This is a genomic window from Pseudomonas sp. DY-1 (genome assembly GCF_003626975.1).
GTDB lineage: Bacteria > Pseudomonadota > Gammaproteobacteria > Pseudomonadales > Pseudomonadaceae > Metapseudomonas.
The window spans coordinates 3,077,410-3,094,424 of record NZ_CP032616.1 but is presented as its reverse complement, the minus strand read 5'-3'; the positions used below and the strand labels follow the sequence as shown (position 1 = coordinate 3,094,424).

Annotated in this window: 19 protein-coding genes; 11 read left to right on the top strand and 8 right to left on the bottom strand. The window is 60.8% G+C overall.

Annotated features, from left to right (window positions below):
• Nucleotides 1–56: 56 nt before the first annotated feature.
• A complete protein-coding gene (locus D6Z43_RS14590; RefSeq protein WP_028628476.1) occupies nucleotides 57–497 on the bottom strand; it encodes a YhcB family protein in 441 nt (146 codons plus the stop codon).
• Between the two features lie 126 nt (nucleotides 498–623).
• Between D6Z43_RS14590 and D6Z43_RS14585 the strand changes: the two genes are divergently transcribed.
• The 3 genes from D6Z43_RS14585 (at nucleotide 624) to zapE (ending at nucleotide 3,819) form a co-directional block, all read left to right on the top strand.
• Nucleotides 624–1,253, top strand: a complete 630-nt coding sequence (locus tag D6Z43_RS14585) for an alpha/beta hydrolase (protein WP_153922249.1) — start codon at nucleotides 624–626, stop codon at nucleotides 1,251–1,253.
• 29 nt (nucleotides 1,254–1,282) lie between these two features.
• Nucleotides 1,283–2,629, top strand: a complete 1,347-nt coding sequence (locus tag D6Z43_RS14580; protein WP_120652883.1) for a tryptophan--tRNA ligase — start codon at nucleotides 1,283–1,285, stop codon at nucleotides 2,627–2,629.
• 95 nt (nucleotides 2,630–2,724) lie between these two features.
• The gene (gene zapE, locus D6Z43_RS14575; RefSeq protein ID WP_120652882.1) at nucleotides 2,725–3,819 is read left to right on the top strand and encodes a cell division protein ZapE; all 1,095 of its coding nucleotides are present in this window, start codon (nucleotides 2,725–2,727) and stop codon (nucleotides 3,817–3,819) included.
• Nucleotides 3,820–3,874: 55 nt separating this feature from the next.
• Here zapE and D6Z43_RS14570 read toward each other — a convergent pair whose 3' ends face one another.
• Together D6Z43_RS14570 and D6Z43_RS14565 are read right to left on the bottom strand one after the other, a co-directional pair.
• Nucleotides 3,875–4,840 (bottom strand): hypothetical protein, encoded by a 966-nt coding sequence (locus D6Z43_RS14570; protein ID WP_120652881.1) that lies wholly within the window; start codon nucleotides 4,838–4,840, stop codon nucleotides 3,875–3,877.
• Between the two features lie 213 nt (nucleotides 4,841–5,053).
• Entirely contained in the window at nucleotides 5,054–5,953 is a 900-nt protein-coding gene (locus D6Z43_RS14565; RefSeq protein WP_162945902.1) for a GlxA family transcriptional regulator, read from the bottom strand.
• Between the two features lie 250 nt (nucleotides 5,954–6,203).
• Here D6Z43_RS14565 and D6Z43_RS14560 point away from each other — a divergent pair, with 250 nt between their 5' ends.
• On the top strand, nucleotides 6,204–7,343 hold the full coding sequence (locus D6Z43_RS14560) for an acyl-CoA dehydrogenase family protein (protein WP_120652879.1): 1,140 nt from the start codon (nucleotides 6,204–6,206) through the stop codon (nucleotides 7,341–7,343).
• A gap of 50 nt (nucleotides 7,344–7,393) precedes the next feature.
• Here D6Z43_RS14560 and D6Z43_RS14555 read toward each other — a convergent pair whose 3' ends face one another.
• A complete protein-coding gene (locus D6Z43_RS14555; protein WP_120652878.1) occupies nucleotides 7,394–8,431 on the bottom strand; it encodes an NADP(H)-dependent aldo-keto reductase in 1,038 nt (345 codons plus the stop codon).
• A 275-nt stretch (nucleotides 8,432–8,706) separates the two neighbouring features.
• Here D6Z43_RS14555 and rplM point away from each other — a divergent pair, with 275 nt between their 5' ends.
• The 7 genes from rplM to D6Z43_RS14520 all read left to right on the top strand — a co-directional run bounded on the left by rplM (nucleotide 8,707) and on the right by D6Z43_RS14520 (nucleotide 13,530).
• On the top strand, nucleotides 8,707–9,135 hold the full coding sequence (rplM, locus tag D6Z43_RS14550; protein WP_016490991.1) for a 50S ribosomal protein L13: 429 nt from the start codon (nucleotides 8,707–8,709) through the stop codon (nucleotides 9,133–9,135).
• 15 nt (nucleotides 9,136–9,150) lie between these two features.
• The gene (gene rpsI, locus D6Z43_RS14545) at nucleotides 9,151–9,543 is read left to right on the top strand and encodes a 30S ribosomal protein S9 (protein WP_003448478.1); all 393 of its coding nucleotides are present in this window, start codon (nucleotides 9,151–9,153) and stop codon (nucleotides 9,541–9,543) included.
• Between the two features lie 254 nt (nucleotides 9,544–9,797).
• Nucleotides 9,798–10,391, top strand: a complete 594-nt coding sequence (gene petA / locus D6Z43_RS14540; RefSeq protein WP_120652877.1) for a ubiquinol-cytochrome c reductase iron-sulfur subunit — start codon at nucleotides 9,798–9,800, stop codon at nucleotides 10,389–10,391.
• Nucleotides 10,391–11,602 carry a cytochrome bc complex cytochrome b subunit gene (locus tag D6Z43_RS14535; protein WP_120652876.1) on the top strand — a complete coding sequence of 404 codons (1,212 nt, stop codon included), beginning with the start codon at nucleotides 10,391–10,393 and terminating at the stop codon, nucleotides 11,600–11,602. The genes petA and D6Z43_RS14535 overlap by 1 nt, the downstream gene beginning before the upstream one ends.
• Complete coding sequence (locus tag D6Z43_RS14530) at nucleotides 11,602–12,384, top strand: cytochrome c1 (protein ID WP_120652875.1); 783 nt, start codon at nucleotides 11,602–11,604, stop codon at nucleotides 12,382–12,384. The genes D6Z43_RS14535 and D6Z43_RS14530 overlap by 1 nt, the downstream gene beginning before the upstream one ends.
• A gap of 89 nt (nucleotides 12,385–12,473) precedes the next feature.
• Entirely contained in the window at nucleotides 12,474–13,091 is a 618-nt protein-coding gene (locus D6Z43_RS14525) for a glutathione S-transferase N-terminal domain-containing protein (protein WP_120652874.1), read from the top strand.
• 10 nt (nucleotides 13,092–13,101) lie between these two features.
• Complete coding sequence (locus D6Z43_RS14520) at nucleotides 13,102–13,530, top strand: ClpXP protease specificity-enhancing factor (protein WP_120652873.1); 429 nt, start codon at nucleotides 13,102–13,104, stop codon at nucleotides 13,528–13,530.
• Nucleotides 13,531–13,577: 47 nt separating this feature from the next.
• On the opposite strand, the gene D6Z43_RS14515 is transcribed toward D6Z43_RS14520, so the two are convergent.
• From D6Z43_RS14515 to D6Z43_RS14500, 4 genes are read right to left on the bottom strand one after another with little or no spacing between them, the layout of a single operon-like run.
• The gene (locus D6Z43_RS14515; protein WP_120652872.1) at nucleotides 13,578–14,108 is read right to left on the bottom strand and encodes a BON domain-containing protein; all 531 of its coding nucleotides are present in this window, start codon (nucleotides 14,106–14,108) and stop codon (nucleotides 13,578–13,580) included.
• Nucleotides 14,105–14,698, bottom strand: coding sequence for a phosphoheptose isomerase (locus D6Z43_RS14510; protein WP_069082327.1), 594 nt, complete (start codon nucleotides 14,696–14,698; stop codon nucleotides 14,105–14,107). Before D6Z43_RS14510 ends, D6Z43_RS14515 begins: the two co-directional genes overlap by 4 nt.
• 28 nt (nucleotides 14,699–14,726) lie before the next feature.
• Nucleotides 14,727–15,095: a YraN family protein gene (locus tag D6Z43_RS14505; RefSeq protein WP_120652871.1), complete on the bottom strand. Its 369-nt coding sequence runs from the start codon at nucleotides 15,093–15,095 to the stop codon at nucleotides 14,727–14,729.
• Complete coding sequence (locus D6Z43_RS14500) at nucleotides 15,092–16,903, bottom strand: penicillin-binding protein activator (RefSeq protein WP_120652870.1); 1,812 nt, start codon at nucleotides 16,901–16,903, stop codon at nucleotides 15,092–15,094. Before D6Z43_RS14500 ends, D6Z43_RS14505 begins: the two co-directional genes overlap by 4 nt.
• Nucleotides 16,904–17,015: the final 112 nt, after the last annotated feature.

Genomic DNA, 17,015 nt, shown 5'->3' with positions numbered 1-17,015 from the left:
GCGGGGCTTTTTATTGCCTTCCGATTAGACCGGCCGTTGGGCCAGCCTGCTGGAAATCAGTACTTGCCTTTAAGGCCGAAAGTCTCGTCCAGGGTGCCGGGGGCGTCCGGTGCCTTGGGTGCATAGTCTTTCGGTGCTTCGTTACTCTTGGGCGGGGTCAGGCGCTCGCGTGGGCTGGCAGCCTCGTCAGCGTGCAGCGCAGCCAGCAGACGCTGGCGGGTCAGTTCGTCCAGAGCCAGGCGGCTGGCGCCTTCGGACAGATGCTCCTGTACTTCCTGGTAGCTCTGGGTGAGCTTTTTCACCAGGCTGGCGGTGGTGTTGAAGTGAGTGACCACCTCGCTCTGATAGGTATCGAAGCGTTCCTGCAGATCATCCAGCTGACGCTGCGTCCGGCTTGGAGCCGCATTTGGCACCAGACGGGCGATCAGGAAACCGATGCCGATACCGGCGAGCAGGGCGAAGGCTGGTAACAACCAGACGGTGAGCGACTGTTCCACGAGTCCTTCCTCTATAAACGGCTTTGCTTTACGTTAACGGCTCGAATCCGCGCTGTATACCGCGACACAAGCCCTGTTGTGCTAATCCAAGACGAGTCGACCCGTCACGAGGTCACGGAGTTTCCCTTGTTGATCCGCGAAAACCCTCTTCTGCTCGATGGCCCATGTGGTCAACTCGAGGCGTTGCATCTTGATTTGCCTGAGGCCAAGGGCCTGGCGCTGATCTGTCATCCCAACCCGGTGCAAGGCGGCACCATGCTCAACAAAGTGGTTTCTACCCTGCAGCGCACTGCCCGTGACGCAGGCTACAGCACCTTGCGATTCAACTATCGTGGCGTGGGTGCCAGCGCTGGCAGTCATGACATGGGAACAGGCGAAGTGGACGATGCCGAAGCTGCGGCCCACTGGTTCCGTGCGCAACGTCCGGAGCTGACGCTGACCCTGTTCGGCTTCTCCTTCGGGGGCTTCGTTGCGGCCAGTCTGGCTGGTCGTCTGGAACGTCAGGGCATCACGGTTCCGCGTCTGTTCATGGTGGCTCCGGCCGTAATGCGCCTGACTGCGGACAACCCGTTGCCCGAGAGGGGTGAACTGGCCGTCATCCAGCCGGACGCCGACGAGGTCGTCCCACCCCAGGCGGTCTACGACTGGTCCGCCGGCCTTGCGCGTCCCCATGAGCTGCTGAAAGTGGCAGAATGCGGGCACTTCTTCCACGGCAAGCTGACCGATCTCAAGGACCTGGTCCTGCCGCGTCTCTGATTCTGAACGTAGTCCGACAAGCGAACTCCATGAGCACTCGAATCCTTACCGGCATTACCACCACCGGCACGCCGCACCTGGGCAACTACGCGGGCGCAATCCGCCCGGCCATCGTCGCCAGCCGCGCCAGCGACGTCGACTCCTTCTACTTCCTGGCCGACTACCACGCACTGATCAAGTGCGACGACCCGGCCCGTATCCAGCGCTCGCGGCTTGAAATCGCCGCCACCTGGCTGGCCTGTGGCCTGGATACCGACAAGGCGACCTTCTATCGCCAGTCCGACATTCCCGAAATTCCCGAACTCACCTGGCTGCTTACCTGCGTCAGTGCCAAGGGGCTGTTGAACCGCGCGCACGCCTACAAGGCTTCCGTGGACAAGAACCTGGAGAACGGTGAAGACCCGGACGCAGGTGTCACCATGGGCCTGTACAGCTACCCGGTGCTGATGGCTGCGGACATCCTGATGTTCAACGCGCACAAGGTGCCGGTAGGGCGCGACCAGATCCAGCACGTGGAGATGGCCCGCGACATCGGTCAGCGCTTCAACCACCTGTTCGGCGCTGGCCGTGAGTTCTTCACCCTGCCCGAGGCGGTGATCGAGGAAGAAGTGGCGACCCTGCCCGGTCTCGATGGCCGCAAGATGTCGAAGAGCTACGACAACACCATTCCGCTGTTCGGCAGTGCCAAGCAACTGAAGGACGCCATTGCCCGTATCGTCACCGACTCCCGCGCGCCGGGTGAACCGAAGGATCCGGACAACGCCCACCTGTTCACCCTCTACCAGGCCTTCGCCACTCCAGTGCAGCTGGCCGAGTTCCGCGCCGACCTGCTGGCGGGCCTTGCTTGGGGTGAAGCCAAGCAGCGCCTGTTCCAATTGCTGGACAACGAACTGGGTGAGGCTCGCGAGCGCTATCACGCACTGATCGAGCGTCCATCCGATCTGGAAGACATTCTCCTAGCTGGCGCCGCCAAGGCTCGCAAGATCGCTACGCCTTTCCTCAACGAGCTGCGTGAGGCGGTCGGCCTGCGTTCCTTCCGCACCAACGTGCAGGCCGGCGGCGACACCAAGAAGAAGGCCGCCAAGAGCGCCCGTTTCGTCAGCTTCCGCGATGAAGATGGCAGCTTCCGCTTCCGCCTGCTGGACGCCGATGGCGAGCAGTTGCTGCTCTCGCGATCTTTTGCCGACGGCAAAGCAGCTGGCCAGGCCAGCAAGCGCCTGCAGTCGGGCGATGAGCTGGATCTGCGTGTGGAAGAAGACGCGTTCGGCATCTGGCTGGACGATGAGCAAGTGGCCTCCAGCCCGGCGTTCGCCGATGCTGCGGCCCGAGATGCGGCGATCCAGCGCCTCTACTCGGCTCTCGCCCCCCAGGAATAACTGTCTTTCCAGCGGCCGGTTCAGCCGGCCAATTGCCAATCGACGGGGCAGGCTCTAAAGTACCTGCCCCGTTTTTCGTTGCCTTGCTATCGATCATGACCCCCCTCGAGCGCTACCAGTCCGATCTCAAGCGGCCGGATTTTTTCCACGATGCCGCGCAGGAAACCGCCGTTCGCCATTTGCAGCGGCTGTATGACGACCTGATCGCCGATGAACGCAGCAAGCCCGGATTGCTGGGCAGTCTGTTCGGCAAGAAGCGCCAAGGTCCGGTGAAGGGCCTGTACTTCTGGGGTGGCGTGGGTCGCGGCAAGACCTACCTGGTGGATACCTTCTACGAGGCACTGCCGTTCAAGCAGAAGATGCGTACCCACTTCCACCGCTTCATGAAGCGCGTCCACGAGGAGATGAAAACCCTCAAGGGCGAGAAGAACCCGCTGACCATCATCGGCAAGCGATTTGCCGACGAGGCCCGGGTAATCTGCTTCGACGAATTCTTCGTCTCCGATATTACCGACGCCATGATCCTGGCCACGCTCCTCGAGGAGCTGTTCAAGAATGGTGTCAGTCTGGTGGCGACTTCCAACATCGTTCCCGACGGCCTCTACAAGGATGGCCTGCAGCGTGCGCGCTTCCTGCCGGCGATTGCTCTGCTCAAGGAGCACACCGACATCGTCAACGTCGACAGCGGCGTGGACTACCGCCTGCGCGCCTTGGAGCAGGCCGAGCTGTTCCACTTCCCGCTGGACGCTGAAGCCGAAGCCAGCCTGAGTCGCAGCTTCAAGAGCCTCTTGCCGGACTGCACCATGGCGCAGGAAAACGAAGCCCTGATGATCGAAAACCGCGAGATCCGAGCCGTCCGCGTCTGCGAAGACGTTGCCTGGTTCGAGTTCCGCGAACTCTGCGACGGTCCGCGCAGCCAGAACGACTACATCGAGCTTGGCAAGATCTTCCACGCGGTGATCCTCGCCAACGTCGAGCAGATGGGCGTGGCCAAGGACGACATGGCGCGCCGCTTCATCAACCTGGTGGACGAGTTCTACGATCGCAACGTGAAACTGATCATTTCCGCCGAGGTGGAGCTGAAGGATCTCTATTCCGGTGGCCGATTGAATTTCGAGTTCCAGCGTACGTTGAGCCGGCTGCTGGAGATGCAATCGCACGAGTTCCTTTCGCGGCCTCACAAACCCTGAGATGCGTACGAAAAAAGGCTGCCTGAAGGCAGCCTTTTTCATTTCCGCTGGTGTGTCAGTTCTGCGCCAGCTTCTGTTCCTGCTGTTTCAGCAACCTCTGTGCATGAGCCACTTCCAGGGCTTCCATGGCGTTGATCGGCTTGATCGCCACCGCCATTTTCAGGTGCTCCAGGACCCTGGCTTCCTCGTCCTCGCCGTATACGTACTCCAGGGCGTTGGCGTATTCGTAGTGGCCTATGGGCAAATCGTCGATGGCCTTGAAGGAGCGGGCGAAGTACTGCTCCATCTTGTCCGAGCTGACTCCGTAGGTCATCTTGCCCACCAGCTTGCCCACCTTGCGAATGACACCGGCTTCGTAGCCACCGTAGAGGGCCAGGGCGAAGGGTTGCCCAGGCTGCGTCTTCAACAGGGCATCCAGTTCATCGGGGATTTGGCTGGTATACCCGCGCTTGAGCACCACCGGTACCGGCAGCTCTTCGCCCAACCGGGCCTTGGCATAGGCGCGACCGAACTGTGCGACCACATCGGCCTTGACCAGGTCGCCGGCTTCATCGGTGTAGCGGATCACTTCCTCCAGCAGGCGATGCTTCTCCTCCTGGTCCGGTACGAGAAACATGGCGTAGACCACCTGGGCGAACATTGCCGGCACCTGGCCACCAACACCCAGGGCAAGTCCCTGCTTCTTGGCCTGGGCAAAGTCACCACGGAACATCAGGCGCCAGACATCCTGGAGCTTCGCTGCGTAGGCTTCGGCTTCCTCGGGCTTGCCGGTGAAGCCGGTATTTCCAGTCACGGTCAGTTCGAGGGCCTTGGGGTACTGGCTGGCCATGGTCACGACCCAGTCGGCATCCGGATAGGGGTAGTTGGGACCGAATCCGCGAGTCAGGCGCGGCCAGGCTTCGCGCAGCTTGTCGCCGGAGTAGTCATAGGCGGCCTTGTCGTAGGGGAAGGGTTTCCAGTTTTCATCCGCCACAGCGGTGAGGCTGCAGGCGGCCAGCAGTGCAAGCAGGTAGCGGCGCATGGCGATGGACCTTTTCTTGTTGTTTTCCTCCCGCGCGATGACAGGCGCGGGGTCTGGGCAACCCGTTCGGGCATGGGCCGATCATAGGGCGATGAGGCATGGGGCCAACCCATCCTTGGGATGGCAGTGCCAGGAGGTGGCGGAATCGCTGGCTAGCGCCAGCGGGACTGCTGCAGCGGCAGGTGCATGAGCTGAGCGTGAGCGAACTCCGCTTCACTCACCTTTCTGCTGGTACTGGTGCCGGTATTGGTTCGGAGAGAGCTGGGTGTGCTGGCGGAACAGGCGGGCGAAGAAGCTGGCGTCGTCGTAGCCCACCTCGTAACTGATGGTCTTGATGCTCTTGCGCGTACCCGAAAGAAGCCCCTTTGCTGTTTCGATGCGTAACCTTTGAAGGTAATGCAGGGGCTTGTCGCCAGTGGCTGCCTGGAAGCGCCGCATGAAGTTGCGAATGCTCATACCGTGGTCGCGGGCCACGTCCTCGAAGCGGAATTTGTCGGCGAAGTGGTCTTCCAGCCATTGCTGGATCTGCAGGATGGTCATGTCGTGGTGCAGCTTCTGTCCGCCGAAGCCGATGCGGCCCGGGGTATAGCTGCGTTGGACTTCATAGAGAATGTCACGGGCCACCGCCTGAGCGATGCCGGCGCCACAGAAGCGTTCGATCAGGTAGATATAGAGATCGCAGGCCGAGGTGACGCCGCCAGCGCAGTAGAGGTTGTCGGCGTCGGAAAGATGCTTGTCCTGGTTCAGCAATACCCTGGGGAAGCGTTCGGCGAACTCACCAAAGAAGCGCCAGTAAGTAGTGGCTTCCTTTCCATCCAGAAGCCCCGCTTGGGCCATCCAGAACACACCAGTGGCCTCGCCACAGATGGCGCTGCCGGCGGCGTGACGCGCGCGCAGCCATTCGCAGACTTGCGGATAACGAGATAGCAGGGCATCGAAGTCGCCCCAGAAGGCAGGGATGATGATGATCTCTGCGTCGTCCAGCGGCCCGTCGACTGGGACTTTCACGTCGCTGAAGCTGTCGACTGGCAGGCCATCAGGGCTGACCAGGCGGGTCCGGAAAGCAGGTGTGAGGCCTTTACCCTGGAGCTTGCCGAAGCGCAAGCTGGCCATGTGGAAGAAGTCCTTGGCCTGCATGAGGGTGGAGGCGAAGACGCCATCGATGGCCAGGATGCTGACCTGTCGAAGGTTGGGGGACTGCGTAATACTCATGGTGTTGTTCTTATTAGGGGAAAGCGGTCATTCTGCGGCTGGATCGTCTTATTTTTTGTCCTAAGTGTCCAGTGTGGCGGGGGAGGGGACTGGCCTAGAGTCGGTTGCCTCTGACCCCATACGACACGCAGTGTCATTCCAAGGTGATGCCATGATCCCAAGAACCCTGTTCAGCTCCGATCACGAACTATTCCGCGACAGTGTGCGCAAGTTCCTCGAGCAGGAGGCAGTGCCTTACCACCACCAGTGGGAAAAGGACGGCCACATCGATCGCGCCCTATGGAACAAGGCGGGTGAGGCCGGAATGCTTTGCTCGCATATCCCGGAAGAGTACGGCGGGATGGGCGCCGACTTTCTCTACAGTGCGGTGGTGATCGAAGAGATCGGCCGCCTGGGTCTGACTGGTATCGGCTTCTCCCTGCATTCCGACATCGTTGCACCGTACATCCTTCATTACGGTTCCGAGGCGCAGAAGCTGAAGTATCTACCCAGACTGGTCAGTGGTGAGCTGGTGACGGCCATTGCCATGACTGAGCCCGGTGCCGGTTCTGACCTCCAGGGCGTGAAAACCACTGCGGTACTGGACGGCGACGATTACGTCATCAACGGCTCCAAGACATTCATTACCAACGGCTTCCTCGCTGATCTGGTGATCGTGGTCGCCAAGACCGACCCGAAGGCGGGGGCGAAAGGCACCAGCCTATTCCTGGTCGAGGCGGGAACCCCCGGCTTTGCCAAGGGCAAGCGGCTGGAAAAGGTCGGCATGAAGGCTCAGGACACATCCGAGCTGTTCTTCCAGGATGTTCGGGTTCCAAAGGAAAACCTGCTAGGACAGGCCGGCATGGGATTCGCCTATCTGATGCAGGAGCTTCCTCAGGAGCGCCTGACCGTCGGCATCGGTGCCCTGGCGTCGGCCGAAGCGGCGCTTAACTGGACCCTGGACTACACACGTGAGCGCAAGGCGTTCGGTAAATCTGTCGCCGAGTTCCAGAACACCCGTTTCAAGCTGGCGGAGATGGCAACGGAGATCCAGATCGGCCGCGTTTTCGTTGATCGCTGCCTGGAGCTGCACCTGCAAGGCAAGCTGGATGTGCCGACGGCGGCGATGCTCAAGTACTGGGGTACTGACCTCCAGTGCAAGGTGCTGGACGAATGCGTGCAGCTGCACGGTGGATACGGTTTCATGTGGGAATACGCGGTAGCTCGGGCCTGGGCGGATGCGCGGGTGCAGCGGATTTATGCCGGTACCAACGAGATCATGAAGGAGATCATCGCCCGTTCCCTGGTTTGACCTACCTCTGCAAAAGCAAGAAGCCCGGCGATTGCCGGGCTTTCTTGTTCTCAGGGAGCCGGGTTCGGTTGGTCCTTGTGGATGGCGGCAATGCCTTCCAGAACGCCTTCGGAAAGTCTCAGCTCGGTACTGCGCAGGTTTGTCTCCAATTGCTCAAGGGAAGTGGCGCCAATGATGTTGCTGGTCACGAAAGGTTGGGCAGTGACAAAGGCAAGCGCCATCTGCGCTGGATCCAGACCGTGTTCCCTAGCGAGTTGCACGTAACGCGAGCAGGCTGCCTGAGACTGCGGGTTGGTGTAGCGGGTGAAGCGACTGAACAGGGTTATCCGGGCGTTCGCAGGGCGAGCACCGTTCTCGTACTTGCCGGAAAGCATGCCGAATGCCATGGGGGAATAGGCGAGGAGGCCGCATTGCTCGCGCATCGCCACTTCCGCCAGGCCCACTTCGAAGCTGCGGTTGAGCAGGTTGTAGGGGTTCTGGATGGAAGCGACGCGTGGCAGGCCGAGCTGATCGGCGAGCTGGAGGAACTTCATGGTGCCCCAGGGCGTTTCGTTGGACAGGCCGATGTGGCGGATCTTGCCCGCCTTGACCTGTTCGCCGAGCACCTCGAGGGTTTCCTGAAGGGGGGTGAACGCTTCGTCCTTGTGTTGGTAGCCGAGCTGGCCGAAGAAGTTGGTGCTGCGCTCAGGCCAGTGCAGTTGGTAGAGGTCGATCCAATCGGTCTGCAGGCGTTTGAGGCTGGCATCCAGGGCGGCGGTGATGTGCTCTCGGTTGTGCTTGAGGTTGCCGCCGCGAATATGACTGATGCCATTTCCCGGGCCAGCCACTTTGCTCGCCAGGACCCAGTCTGCGCGGTCACGATGCTTGGCGAACCAGTTGCCGATGATGGTTTCGGTGGCGCTATAGGTTTCCGCGCGAGGCGGTACCGGGTACATCTCCGCCGTGTCCATGAAATTAATGCCGTAGCCTTTGGCGCGCTCGATCTGGGCGAAGGCTTCTGACTCGGTGTTCTGCTCGCCCCAGGTCATGGTGCCCAGGCAAAGGCTGCTGACTTTGAGATCAGTGCGGCCAAGTTGGCGGTATTCCATCGCTGCCTCCTGCGTTTTTGTAAAGGATGCATGAAATCAGGTTGAATTTTTTCCTGCAATCGGCATAATTCCGCGGCTTTCTTTGCGGGGATGCCTAGCCTGCGAAGAAGGAAGGCGGGGATGCCTAGCCTGCCGAACAACCCTTGCCGTAGCGGACGCGCTGACCCGAGCCCCCGATAGCGTCTGTTTCCGGCTGTCTCTGACCTTGTCAGGGCGAGCACTATTCAGTAAGATCCGCCGTCTAATTTTCAGGGCGGCCCCTGAGGCTATAGCGAATGAAGACTTTTACTGCAAAACCGGAAACTGTTAAGCGCGACTGGTACGTCGTCGACGCTGCAGGTCAGACCCTGGGTCGTCTGGCCACCGAAATTGCCAGCCGTCTGCGTGGCAAGCACAAGCCCGAATACACCCCTCACGTTGATACCGGCGACTACATCGTCGTGATCAATGCCGAGCAGGTTCGTGTTACCGGTGCAAAGACCACCGACAAGATGTACTACTCGCACTCCGGCTTCCCGGGTGGCATCAAGGAAATCAACTTCGAGAAGCTGATTGCCAAGGCCCCCGAGCGCGTGATCGAGACCGCGGTCAAAGGCATGCTGCCGAAAAACCCGCTGGGCCGCGACATGTATCGCAAGCTGAAGGTGTACAAGGGTGCTGTTCACCCGCACACCGCTCAGCAGCCCCAAGAACTGAAGATTTAACGGGATAAGTTCATTATGTCGGCGACTCAAAATTACGGCACCGGCCGTCGTAAGACTGCTACCGCACGCGTCTTCCTGCGTCCGGGTACTGGCAAGATCTCCATCAACAACCGCAGCCTGGATACTTTCTTCGGCCGCGAAACCGCTCGCATGGTCGTGCGTCAGCCGCTGGAGCTGACCGAGACTGTTGAGAAATTCGATATCTATGTCACCGTCGTTGGCGGTGGTGTAAGCGGTCAGGCCGGTGCTATCCGCCACGGCATTACTCGCGCCCTGATCGAATACGACGAGACCCTGCGCAGCCCGCTGCGTAAGGCCGGCTACGTGACTCGCGATGCTCGCGAAGTTGAGCGTAAGAAAGTCGGTCTGCGCAAAGCGCGTAAGCGTCCGCAGTACTCCAAGCGTTAATTCGACGCTTGCGAAAAGCGCCCAGTTTCTTCGGAACTGGGCGTTTTTTTATGCGTGAAGAATTTGTCCGTGCGACAGCTTGTCGCACATGCGGATCCCCCGCCAATCAAGGCTTTCGGGCTATTTGTATCCGGCTATTACCTTGTCAGGAAAGGGGGTTTTCTTTACCATTTGGCGAATTTTTTGCGCGGCTCGATTTTTTACTTAGTAGAGGCCTGAACAACGGGCCACAAAAGCTGATGGGAGACGACTGAATGAGCAATGACGGCGTGAATGCAGGCCGGCGTCGCTTCCTCGTAGCGGCCACGTCCGTGGTTGGTGCGGCGGGAGCGGTGGGGGCTGCGGTCCCGTTCGTGGGGTCATGGCTGCCCAGTGCCAAGGCCAAGGCCGCGGGTGCACCGGTCAAGGTGAATATAAGCAAGGTCGAGGCAGGCCAGCAGATCATTGCCGAATGGCGCGGTCAGCCGGTGTTCATCGTGCGTCGTACTGAAGAGATCCTGGCGAACCTGCCAAAGATCCACGACCGCATAGCAGACCCAGAATCCAAAGCGTCGGTTCAGCCGACCTATGTGGATCCGGTAAACCGTTCGATCAAGCCGGAAATCCTGGTACTGGTCGGCATCTGCACCCACCTTGGCTGCTCGCCGTCCTTCCGTCCGGAAGTTGCCCCGGCTGACCTGGGTGCTGAGTGGGTAGGCGGCTACTTCTGTCCCTGCCACGGCTCCCGTTACGATCTCGCCGGTCGTGTCTACAAGGCGCAGCCCGCGCCTCTGAACCTGCCGGTGCCGCCGTACTCGTACGAGTCGGATGACGTCATCGTCGTCGGTGTGGACCAGGAGAAGGCCTGATGAGCAAATTCATGGAATGGGTCGATGCGCGCTTCCCCGCGACCAAGATGTGGGAAGACCATCTGAGCAAGTACTACGCCCCGAAGAACTTCAACTTCTTCTATTTCTTCGGTTCGCTGGCACTGCTGGTACTGGTAAACCAGATCCTCACCGGTATCTGGCTGACCATGAGCTTCACTCCGTCCGCCGAAGAAGCCTTTGCGTCCGTTGAGTACATCATGCGCGACGTGGAGTACGGCTGGATCATCCGATACCTGCACTCCACGGGTGCATCGGCGTTCTTCATCGTTGTCTACCTGCACATGTTCCGCGGTCTGCTCTACGGCTCCTACCAGAAGCCGCGAGAGCTGGTGTGGATCTTCGGCATGCTGATCTACCTCGCCCTGATGGCCGAGGCCTTCATGGGCTACCTGCTGCCCTGGGGCCAGATGTCCTATTGGGGTGCTCAGGTGATCATCTCGCTGTTCGGTGCCATCCCTGTCGTGGGCGACGACCTGACCCAGTGGATTCGTGGTGACTACCTGATTTCGGGCATCACCCTGAATCGCTTCTTCGCCCTGCACGTGATCGCTCTGCCGATCGTCTTGCTCGGCCTGGTCGTGCTGCACATCCTGGCGCTGCACGAAGTGGGTTCGAACAACCCGGACGGCGTGGATATCAAGAAGAAGAAGGACGAGAACGGCATTCCGCTGGACGGCATTGCGTTCCACCCCTACTACTCGGTGAAAGATATCGTCGGCGTGGTGGTGTTCCTCTTCGTGTTCTGCTTCGTGGTGTTCTTCTTCCCGGAGATGGGGGGGTACTTCCTCGAGAAGCCGAACTTCGAACAGGCCAACCCGTTCAAGACTCCTGAGCACATTGCACCGGTTTGGTACTTCACTCCGTTCTACGCGATTCTGCGTGCGGTACCGGACAAGCTTCTCGGTGTTATCGCCATGGGTGCTGCGATCGCCGTGCTGTTCGTTCTGCCGTGGCTGGATCGCAGCCCGGTGAAGTCCATGCGTTACAAAGGCTGGCTGAGCAAGATCTGGCTGCTGGTGTTCTGCATCTCCTTCATCATCCTCGGCGTGCTGGGCGTTCTGGCGCCGACTCCGGGCCGTACTCTGCTGTCGCAGGTGTGCACCATCCTGTACTTCGCGTACTTCATCCTGATGCCGTTCTACACAAGGATGGAAAAAACCAAACCGGTACCGGAAAGGGTGACAGGCTGATGAAAAAGCTATTTGCTGCATTTGTTTTCGCTGCGCTGCCGGCTCTGTCTTTCGCCGCCGGTGGCCATGACGTGCATCTGGACAAGGTCGACATCGACCTGACCGACAAGGCTGCAATGCAGGACGGCGCGCGTACTTTCGCGAACTACTGCATGGGCTGTCACAGCGCCAAGTTCCAGCGCTATGAGCGCGTGGGCAAGGATCTGGGCATTCCGGAAGACCTCATGCTGCAGAACCTGGTCCTCACTGGCGCCAAGATTGGCGACCACATGAAGATTGGTATGCAGCCGCAAGACGCCAAGACCTGGTTCGGTGCTGCTCCGCCTGACCTGACCTTGGTTGCACGCGTACGCGGCACTGACTGGCTGTACAGCTACCTGCGTTCCTTCTATGAGGATCCTGCGCGTCCGTGGGGCGTGAACAACAAGGTCTTCCCGAACGTCGGCATGCCGAACGTCCTGGTCGGCCTGCAGGGCCGTCAGGTCATTGGTTGCAAGCAGGTTCAAGTGGTTGAGGGCGGCAATAAGCAGTTCGATCCGCTGACCGGCGCTCCGCTGACCCACGAAGCCTGTGATCAGCTGACCGTAATGCCGAAGACCGGCAAACTGACCGAGGCTGAGTTCGACGAGAAGGTCCAGAATCTGGTTACCTTCCTCGCCTACTCCGCCAACCCGGTCAAGCTGGAAAGCCAGCGCATCGGTACCTACGTGCTGCTGTACCTGGCGTTCTTCTTCGTGTTCGCCTACCTGCTCAAGCGCGAGTACTGGAAGGACGTGCACTGATACACTGCTGCACCGTTGCAAGAAGCGCGCGCCCTTATTGGGCGCGCGCTTTTTCTGCCCCTGAAATTTTCCAATGTGAGGAGGACGCAATGGCCGTCACCAACAGGCTGGCCTGTTACTCCGACCCCGCCGACCACTACTCCCATCGCGTGCGTATCGTGCTCGCTGAGAAGGGCGTCGCCGCCGAGATCATCAATGTCGAGCCAGGCCGCTGCCCGCCCAAGCTGGCTGAGGTCAATCCGTACGGCAGCGTTCCGACCTTGGTCGATCGTGACCTGGCACTTTATGAGTCCACTGTCGTGATGGAGTACCTGGAGGAGCGTTATCCCCATCCTCCTCTGCTGCCGGTCTATCCCGTAGCGCGTGCCAACACCCGTCTGCTCATTCATCGAGTGCAGCGCGATTGGTGTTCGCTGGTAGATCGCATCCTTGATCCGCGTAACAAAGACGCCGACAAGGCTGTTGCGCGCAAGGAACTGCGTGAGAGTCTGACTGGTGTTTCGCCACTGTTTGCGGACAAGCCGTATTTTCTAAGCGAAGATTTCAGCCTGGTGGATTGCTGCCTGCTGCCGATTCTCTGGCGCCTTCCCCTGATGGGCATCGAGTTGCCGCGGCCGGCCAAGCCTCTTCTGGACTACATGGAGCGCGCGTTTGCCCGTGACTCCTTCCAGGCCAGCCTGTCCGCCGCCGAGCGCGAAATGCGCTGAGGAGACCAAGATGAATTCCAGTCGCCCCTACCTCGTCCGTGCCCTCTACGAATGGATCGTCGACAACGATTGCACGCCCCATTTGCTGGTCAATGCCGAGCACCCAGGCGTAATCGTGCCGTCGGGCTACGCCAATGATGGACAGATCGTGCTCAACGTCTCGCCGAGCGCAGTGCGCCATCTGCACATGGATAACGATGCAGTGAGCTTTGAAGGGCGCTTCGGTGGTGTTGCCCACAGCCTCTATGTTCCTTCCGCTGCGGTCATGGCCATCTATGCGCGGGAAAATGGCCAGGGCATGGTCTTCGACCTGGAGCCGCCATTGCCAGGAGATGATCCTGAACCGGAGGGTGACGGTCCGTCCGGCGGCGAGCCTCCGGGTGTGGGAGGTGAGCCCTCGCGCCCCAGCGGTCGGCCCAGTCTGAAAGTGGTCAAGTAACAAAAAAAGGCGATCTTCGGATCGCCTTTTTCATGTTTGCCGCAAGGTCAGTTGGTGTATTCGAAGAGTCGGACGATCTTCTGCACGCCGGAAACACTCTGCACGATGCTGGTGGCCAGCTGGGCTTCCTGGCGAGTAACCAGGCCCAGCAGATAGACGATGCCGTTCTCGGTTATGACCTTGATCTGCGAGCTGGGGACCTTGCTGTCGGCCAGCAGTTGGGTGGTGATCTTGGTGGTGATGGTGCTGTCGTTCATGCGCGCCAGGGTCGAGGAGGGCGGCAGCACCTGCAATTCGTTGTGTACGCGGCGCACGCCTTGTGCGGACTGAGCTGCCTGGCCGGCCAGGTCCTTGAGGTCGGCGCGCGGCGTCTGGCCAGCAAGCAGTACGACGCCGTTGTAGCTGGAGACGACGATGTGCGAGTTGGTTTTCAGGTCAGGACTGGCCGCTTCGACCTTGGCGCGCACCTTCGACGGCATGGACTGGTCATCGATGGTCTTGCCGATGGTGCGGCCGCCGCAGCCGGAGAGCGCGAGGCAGAGGGCAAGGCCGGCGAGTATCAGTGGCGAACGGATCATTCTTCACTCCCAAACAGTTGACGGTCGATCAGGTCGCAGAGGCAGTGGATGGACAGCAGGTGCACTTCCTGGATACGGGCGGTGATCTTGGAAGGCACACGAATTTCCACATCCTCCGGCAGCAGCAAGGAGGCCATTCCGCCGCCGTCGCGGCCGGTCAGGGCAACGACCACCATTTCGCGGTCGTGAGCGGCCTGGATAGCCTGGATCACATTGGCGGAGTTGCCGCTGGTCGAGATGGCTAGCAGCACGTCACCAGGTTGGCCCAGGGCGCGGATCTGCTTGGAAAAGACTTCGTTGTAGCTGTAGTCGTTGGCGATGGAGGTAATGGTCGAGCTGTCCGTCGTCAAGGCAATTGCGGGCAGGCTCGGGCGCTCTCGTTCGAAGCGATTGAGCAGTTCCGAGGAGAAGTGCTGGGCGTCGCCGGCCGAGCCGCCGTTGCCGCAGGACAGTATCTTGCCCTCATTGAGCAGCGCGTGGACCATCACCATGCTGCCGTGCTCGATGTGCGGGGCCAGCAGTTCCATGGCCTGCAGCTTGGTGTCGATGCTGGCCTGGAAGAGTTGGCGAATACGGGGTTGCATGTCCATCGGGTTAGACCTTCAGTGGGGCGACCGATCAGGTGTCGAAGGCATTCTTCAGCCAGGTCAGTCGCGGGGGCGAATCACCGTCCATTGCGTCGACGGCAATCACATCAAATCGACAAGGGTATTTTGCCCAGCGGGATTCCTGTTGGAGGAACTGCTGGGCGGCGTATGCCAGTTTTTCGCGCTTGCGGGCATCGACGCTCTCGAGGGCGCCGCCCCAGCCGGCATGACGCCGGTAGCGGACTTCGGCGAATACTACTGTATCGCCGTCGAGCATGACCAGATCGAGCTCACCGCGTCGGCATAGCCAGTTCTGGGACAGCAAGCGCAGTCCGTTGGCTTCAAGGTGGTTGCGGGCAAGGGTCTCCGCCGCTTGCCCGCGAGCACGCCGGTCAGTCAAGAGTCGCTGTCTTTCAGGGGCTGCACTTGCCCGTCGCGGAACTCGGCCCAGGGAAGCTGGCGCTCGACGCGACGGGCGGGGTTGAGGCTGAGGCGGCCGGAAAGGCCATCCACCTGGGTTTCCGGCAGGGCCTTCAGCTGTGCCAGGCGCGGAGCCAGGCGATAGGCATCGGCACCCATTGCATAGAGGCGGCCCAGGCTGCCACCGGCCTGGGGCCATTGGCTGCCTACCTGCTGGCGGAGCGGGTCGTCGCCGTTCAGTAGCCAGGGTGTTTCGCAGAAACGAATGCCGTTGAGATCCTGGTACTGGGCCGGGTCATTGCTCGCCGAATAGAGGTGGGAGGTGGCGTAGACGGGCACGTCGCCTGCGTACTGGAAGGCCAGCGTCGGCTTGATCTGCTGGGCTTGCTGCGGCGTTGCGGCGAGGAATATGAAGTCGACGTCCTGGCGGCGCGCCGGTTGGGCAGCTACCGGAACACCCAGGGTGCCCTGCAAGCGCTTGGCACGCGCTTCACTCTGGCGGAGTTGGAACAGGTCGGCGATCTGTTGGGCCAGGGCTACTGGCTGGTCAACGTGTTCTGCAGCGATCAGGCGGCCACCTTCGGCTTGCCAGCTCTGCTGGAACGCGCGCAGTACGCGATCGCCCCACTCGCTGCGGGGGACCAGCGCAACGGCACTGCGCATGCCATCGGCCCAGGCGCGGCGGGCTACTTCGCGGGCTTCGTCTTCGGCTGCAAGGCCGAATTGGAATAGCTGGGCAGGGGCTTCCTGGCCGGAGTCGCTGTAGTTCAGGGCGAGAGTGGTGATCGGGAGTTGCTCGCGCGTGCTGAGCTGTTTGACGAGCGGCTTCTCAAGCGGACCCACGACAAGCTGCACGCCATCAGCTTGAGCCTGGCGGTAGAAGTCGTCGATGGAAGTCAACTTGGAGCTGTCGTAGATTTCGATGGTCGGTTGCGGCTGTCCGGCTTGCTTGGCCTGGTAGTGGGCTGCCAGGAATCCATCCCGCAGGGCGCGAGAGACTGAAGCCAGCTGGCCTTCCTGAGGTAGCAGCAAGGCGATCTTGGTCAGTGGCTGACCGGCAATTTCTTTCAGCTTGGTCAGGGCTTGGGGCAATTGTTTGGCGGCCGGATGGTCTGGATTCTGTGCGCGCCAGTTGTCGATGGCGGCTTGTTGCTGTTCCAGCGTCGAGGAGGTCTTGGTCAGGCGCGCCAGTTCAAGCCAGCCGGCCAGATCCTTGTCGCCCCCACCTTGCAGTTGATCGAGTGGGAGGCTGGAGACCAGCGCCCAGATGGCTTCGTGGTTGCTGCTGGCGGCTTCGCCGCTCAGTAGTGGGGCGATGAATACGCGCTCGCGAGCGGCTGCGAGGGGTTGGTCGTCGGCTTCCAGGGCGCGGGCGCGAATCAGTTGGGTGCGCACCTGCTGGTCAACGGGAAGTTCGGCGAGGTGCTCGAGGCTCGGGTGGCTTAGGGCCTTCAGGGCGCTCTTGGGCTGGTTGCGGGCCATTGCCAGTTCGGCGGCCAGGGTGCTGGCGAAGATCTGCTGCGCTGGCTTCATGCTGTCCAGCGGGATCTGTTCCAGGATACGAGCCGAGCGGCCGATGTCCTGCTGCTTGTAGGCGAGGTCGGCAGCAGATAGGCGGAGCAGCACGGCCTCTTCTGGCTTGGCTTCGCTGGCTTGCTGCAGCAGTTGCTCGATGCTGGCCTGGGGCGTGCGGGGCAGTTCGCCAAGGCTGGACGAGGGCGAACTGGCGCAGGCAGCCAGCAGGCCAGCGAGGCAGAGGGCGGAGAGCGGACGCAGGCAAGCGATCATTTATCGGTCCCGATACTCGTTAAAGAAAGGTGCGATTGTACCCAAGCCCCGGTTGAGGCGCGATGTCGGGCCGGTGAATCGGGATACAATGCGCGCTTTCAGTCTTTTCCGA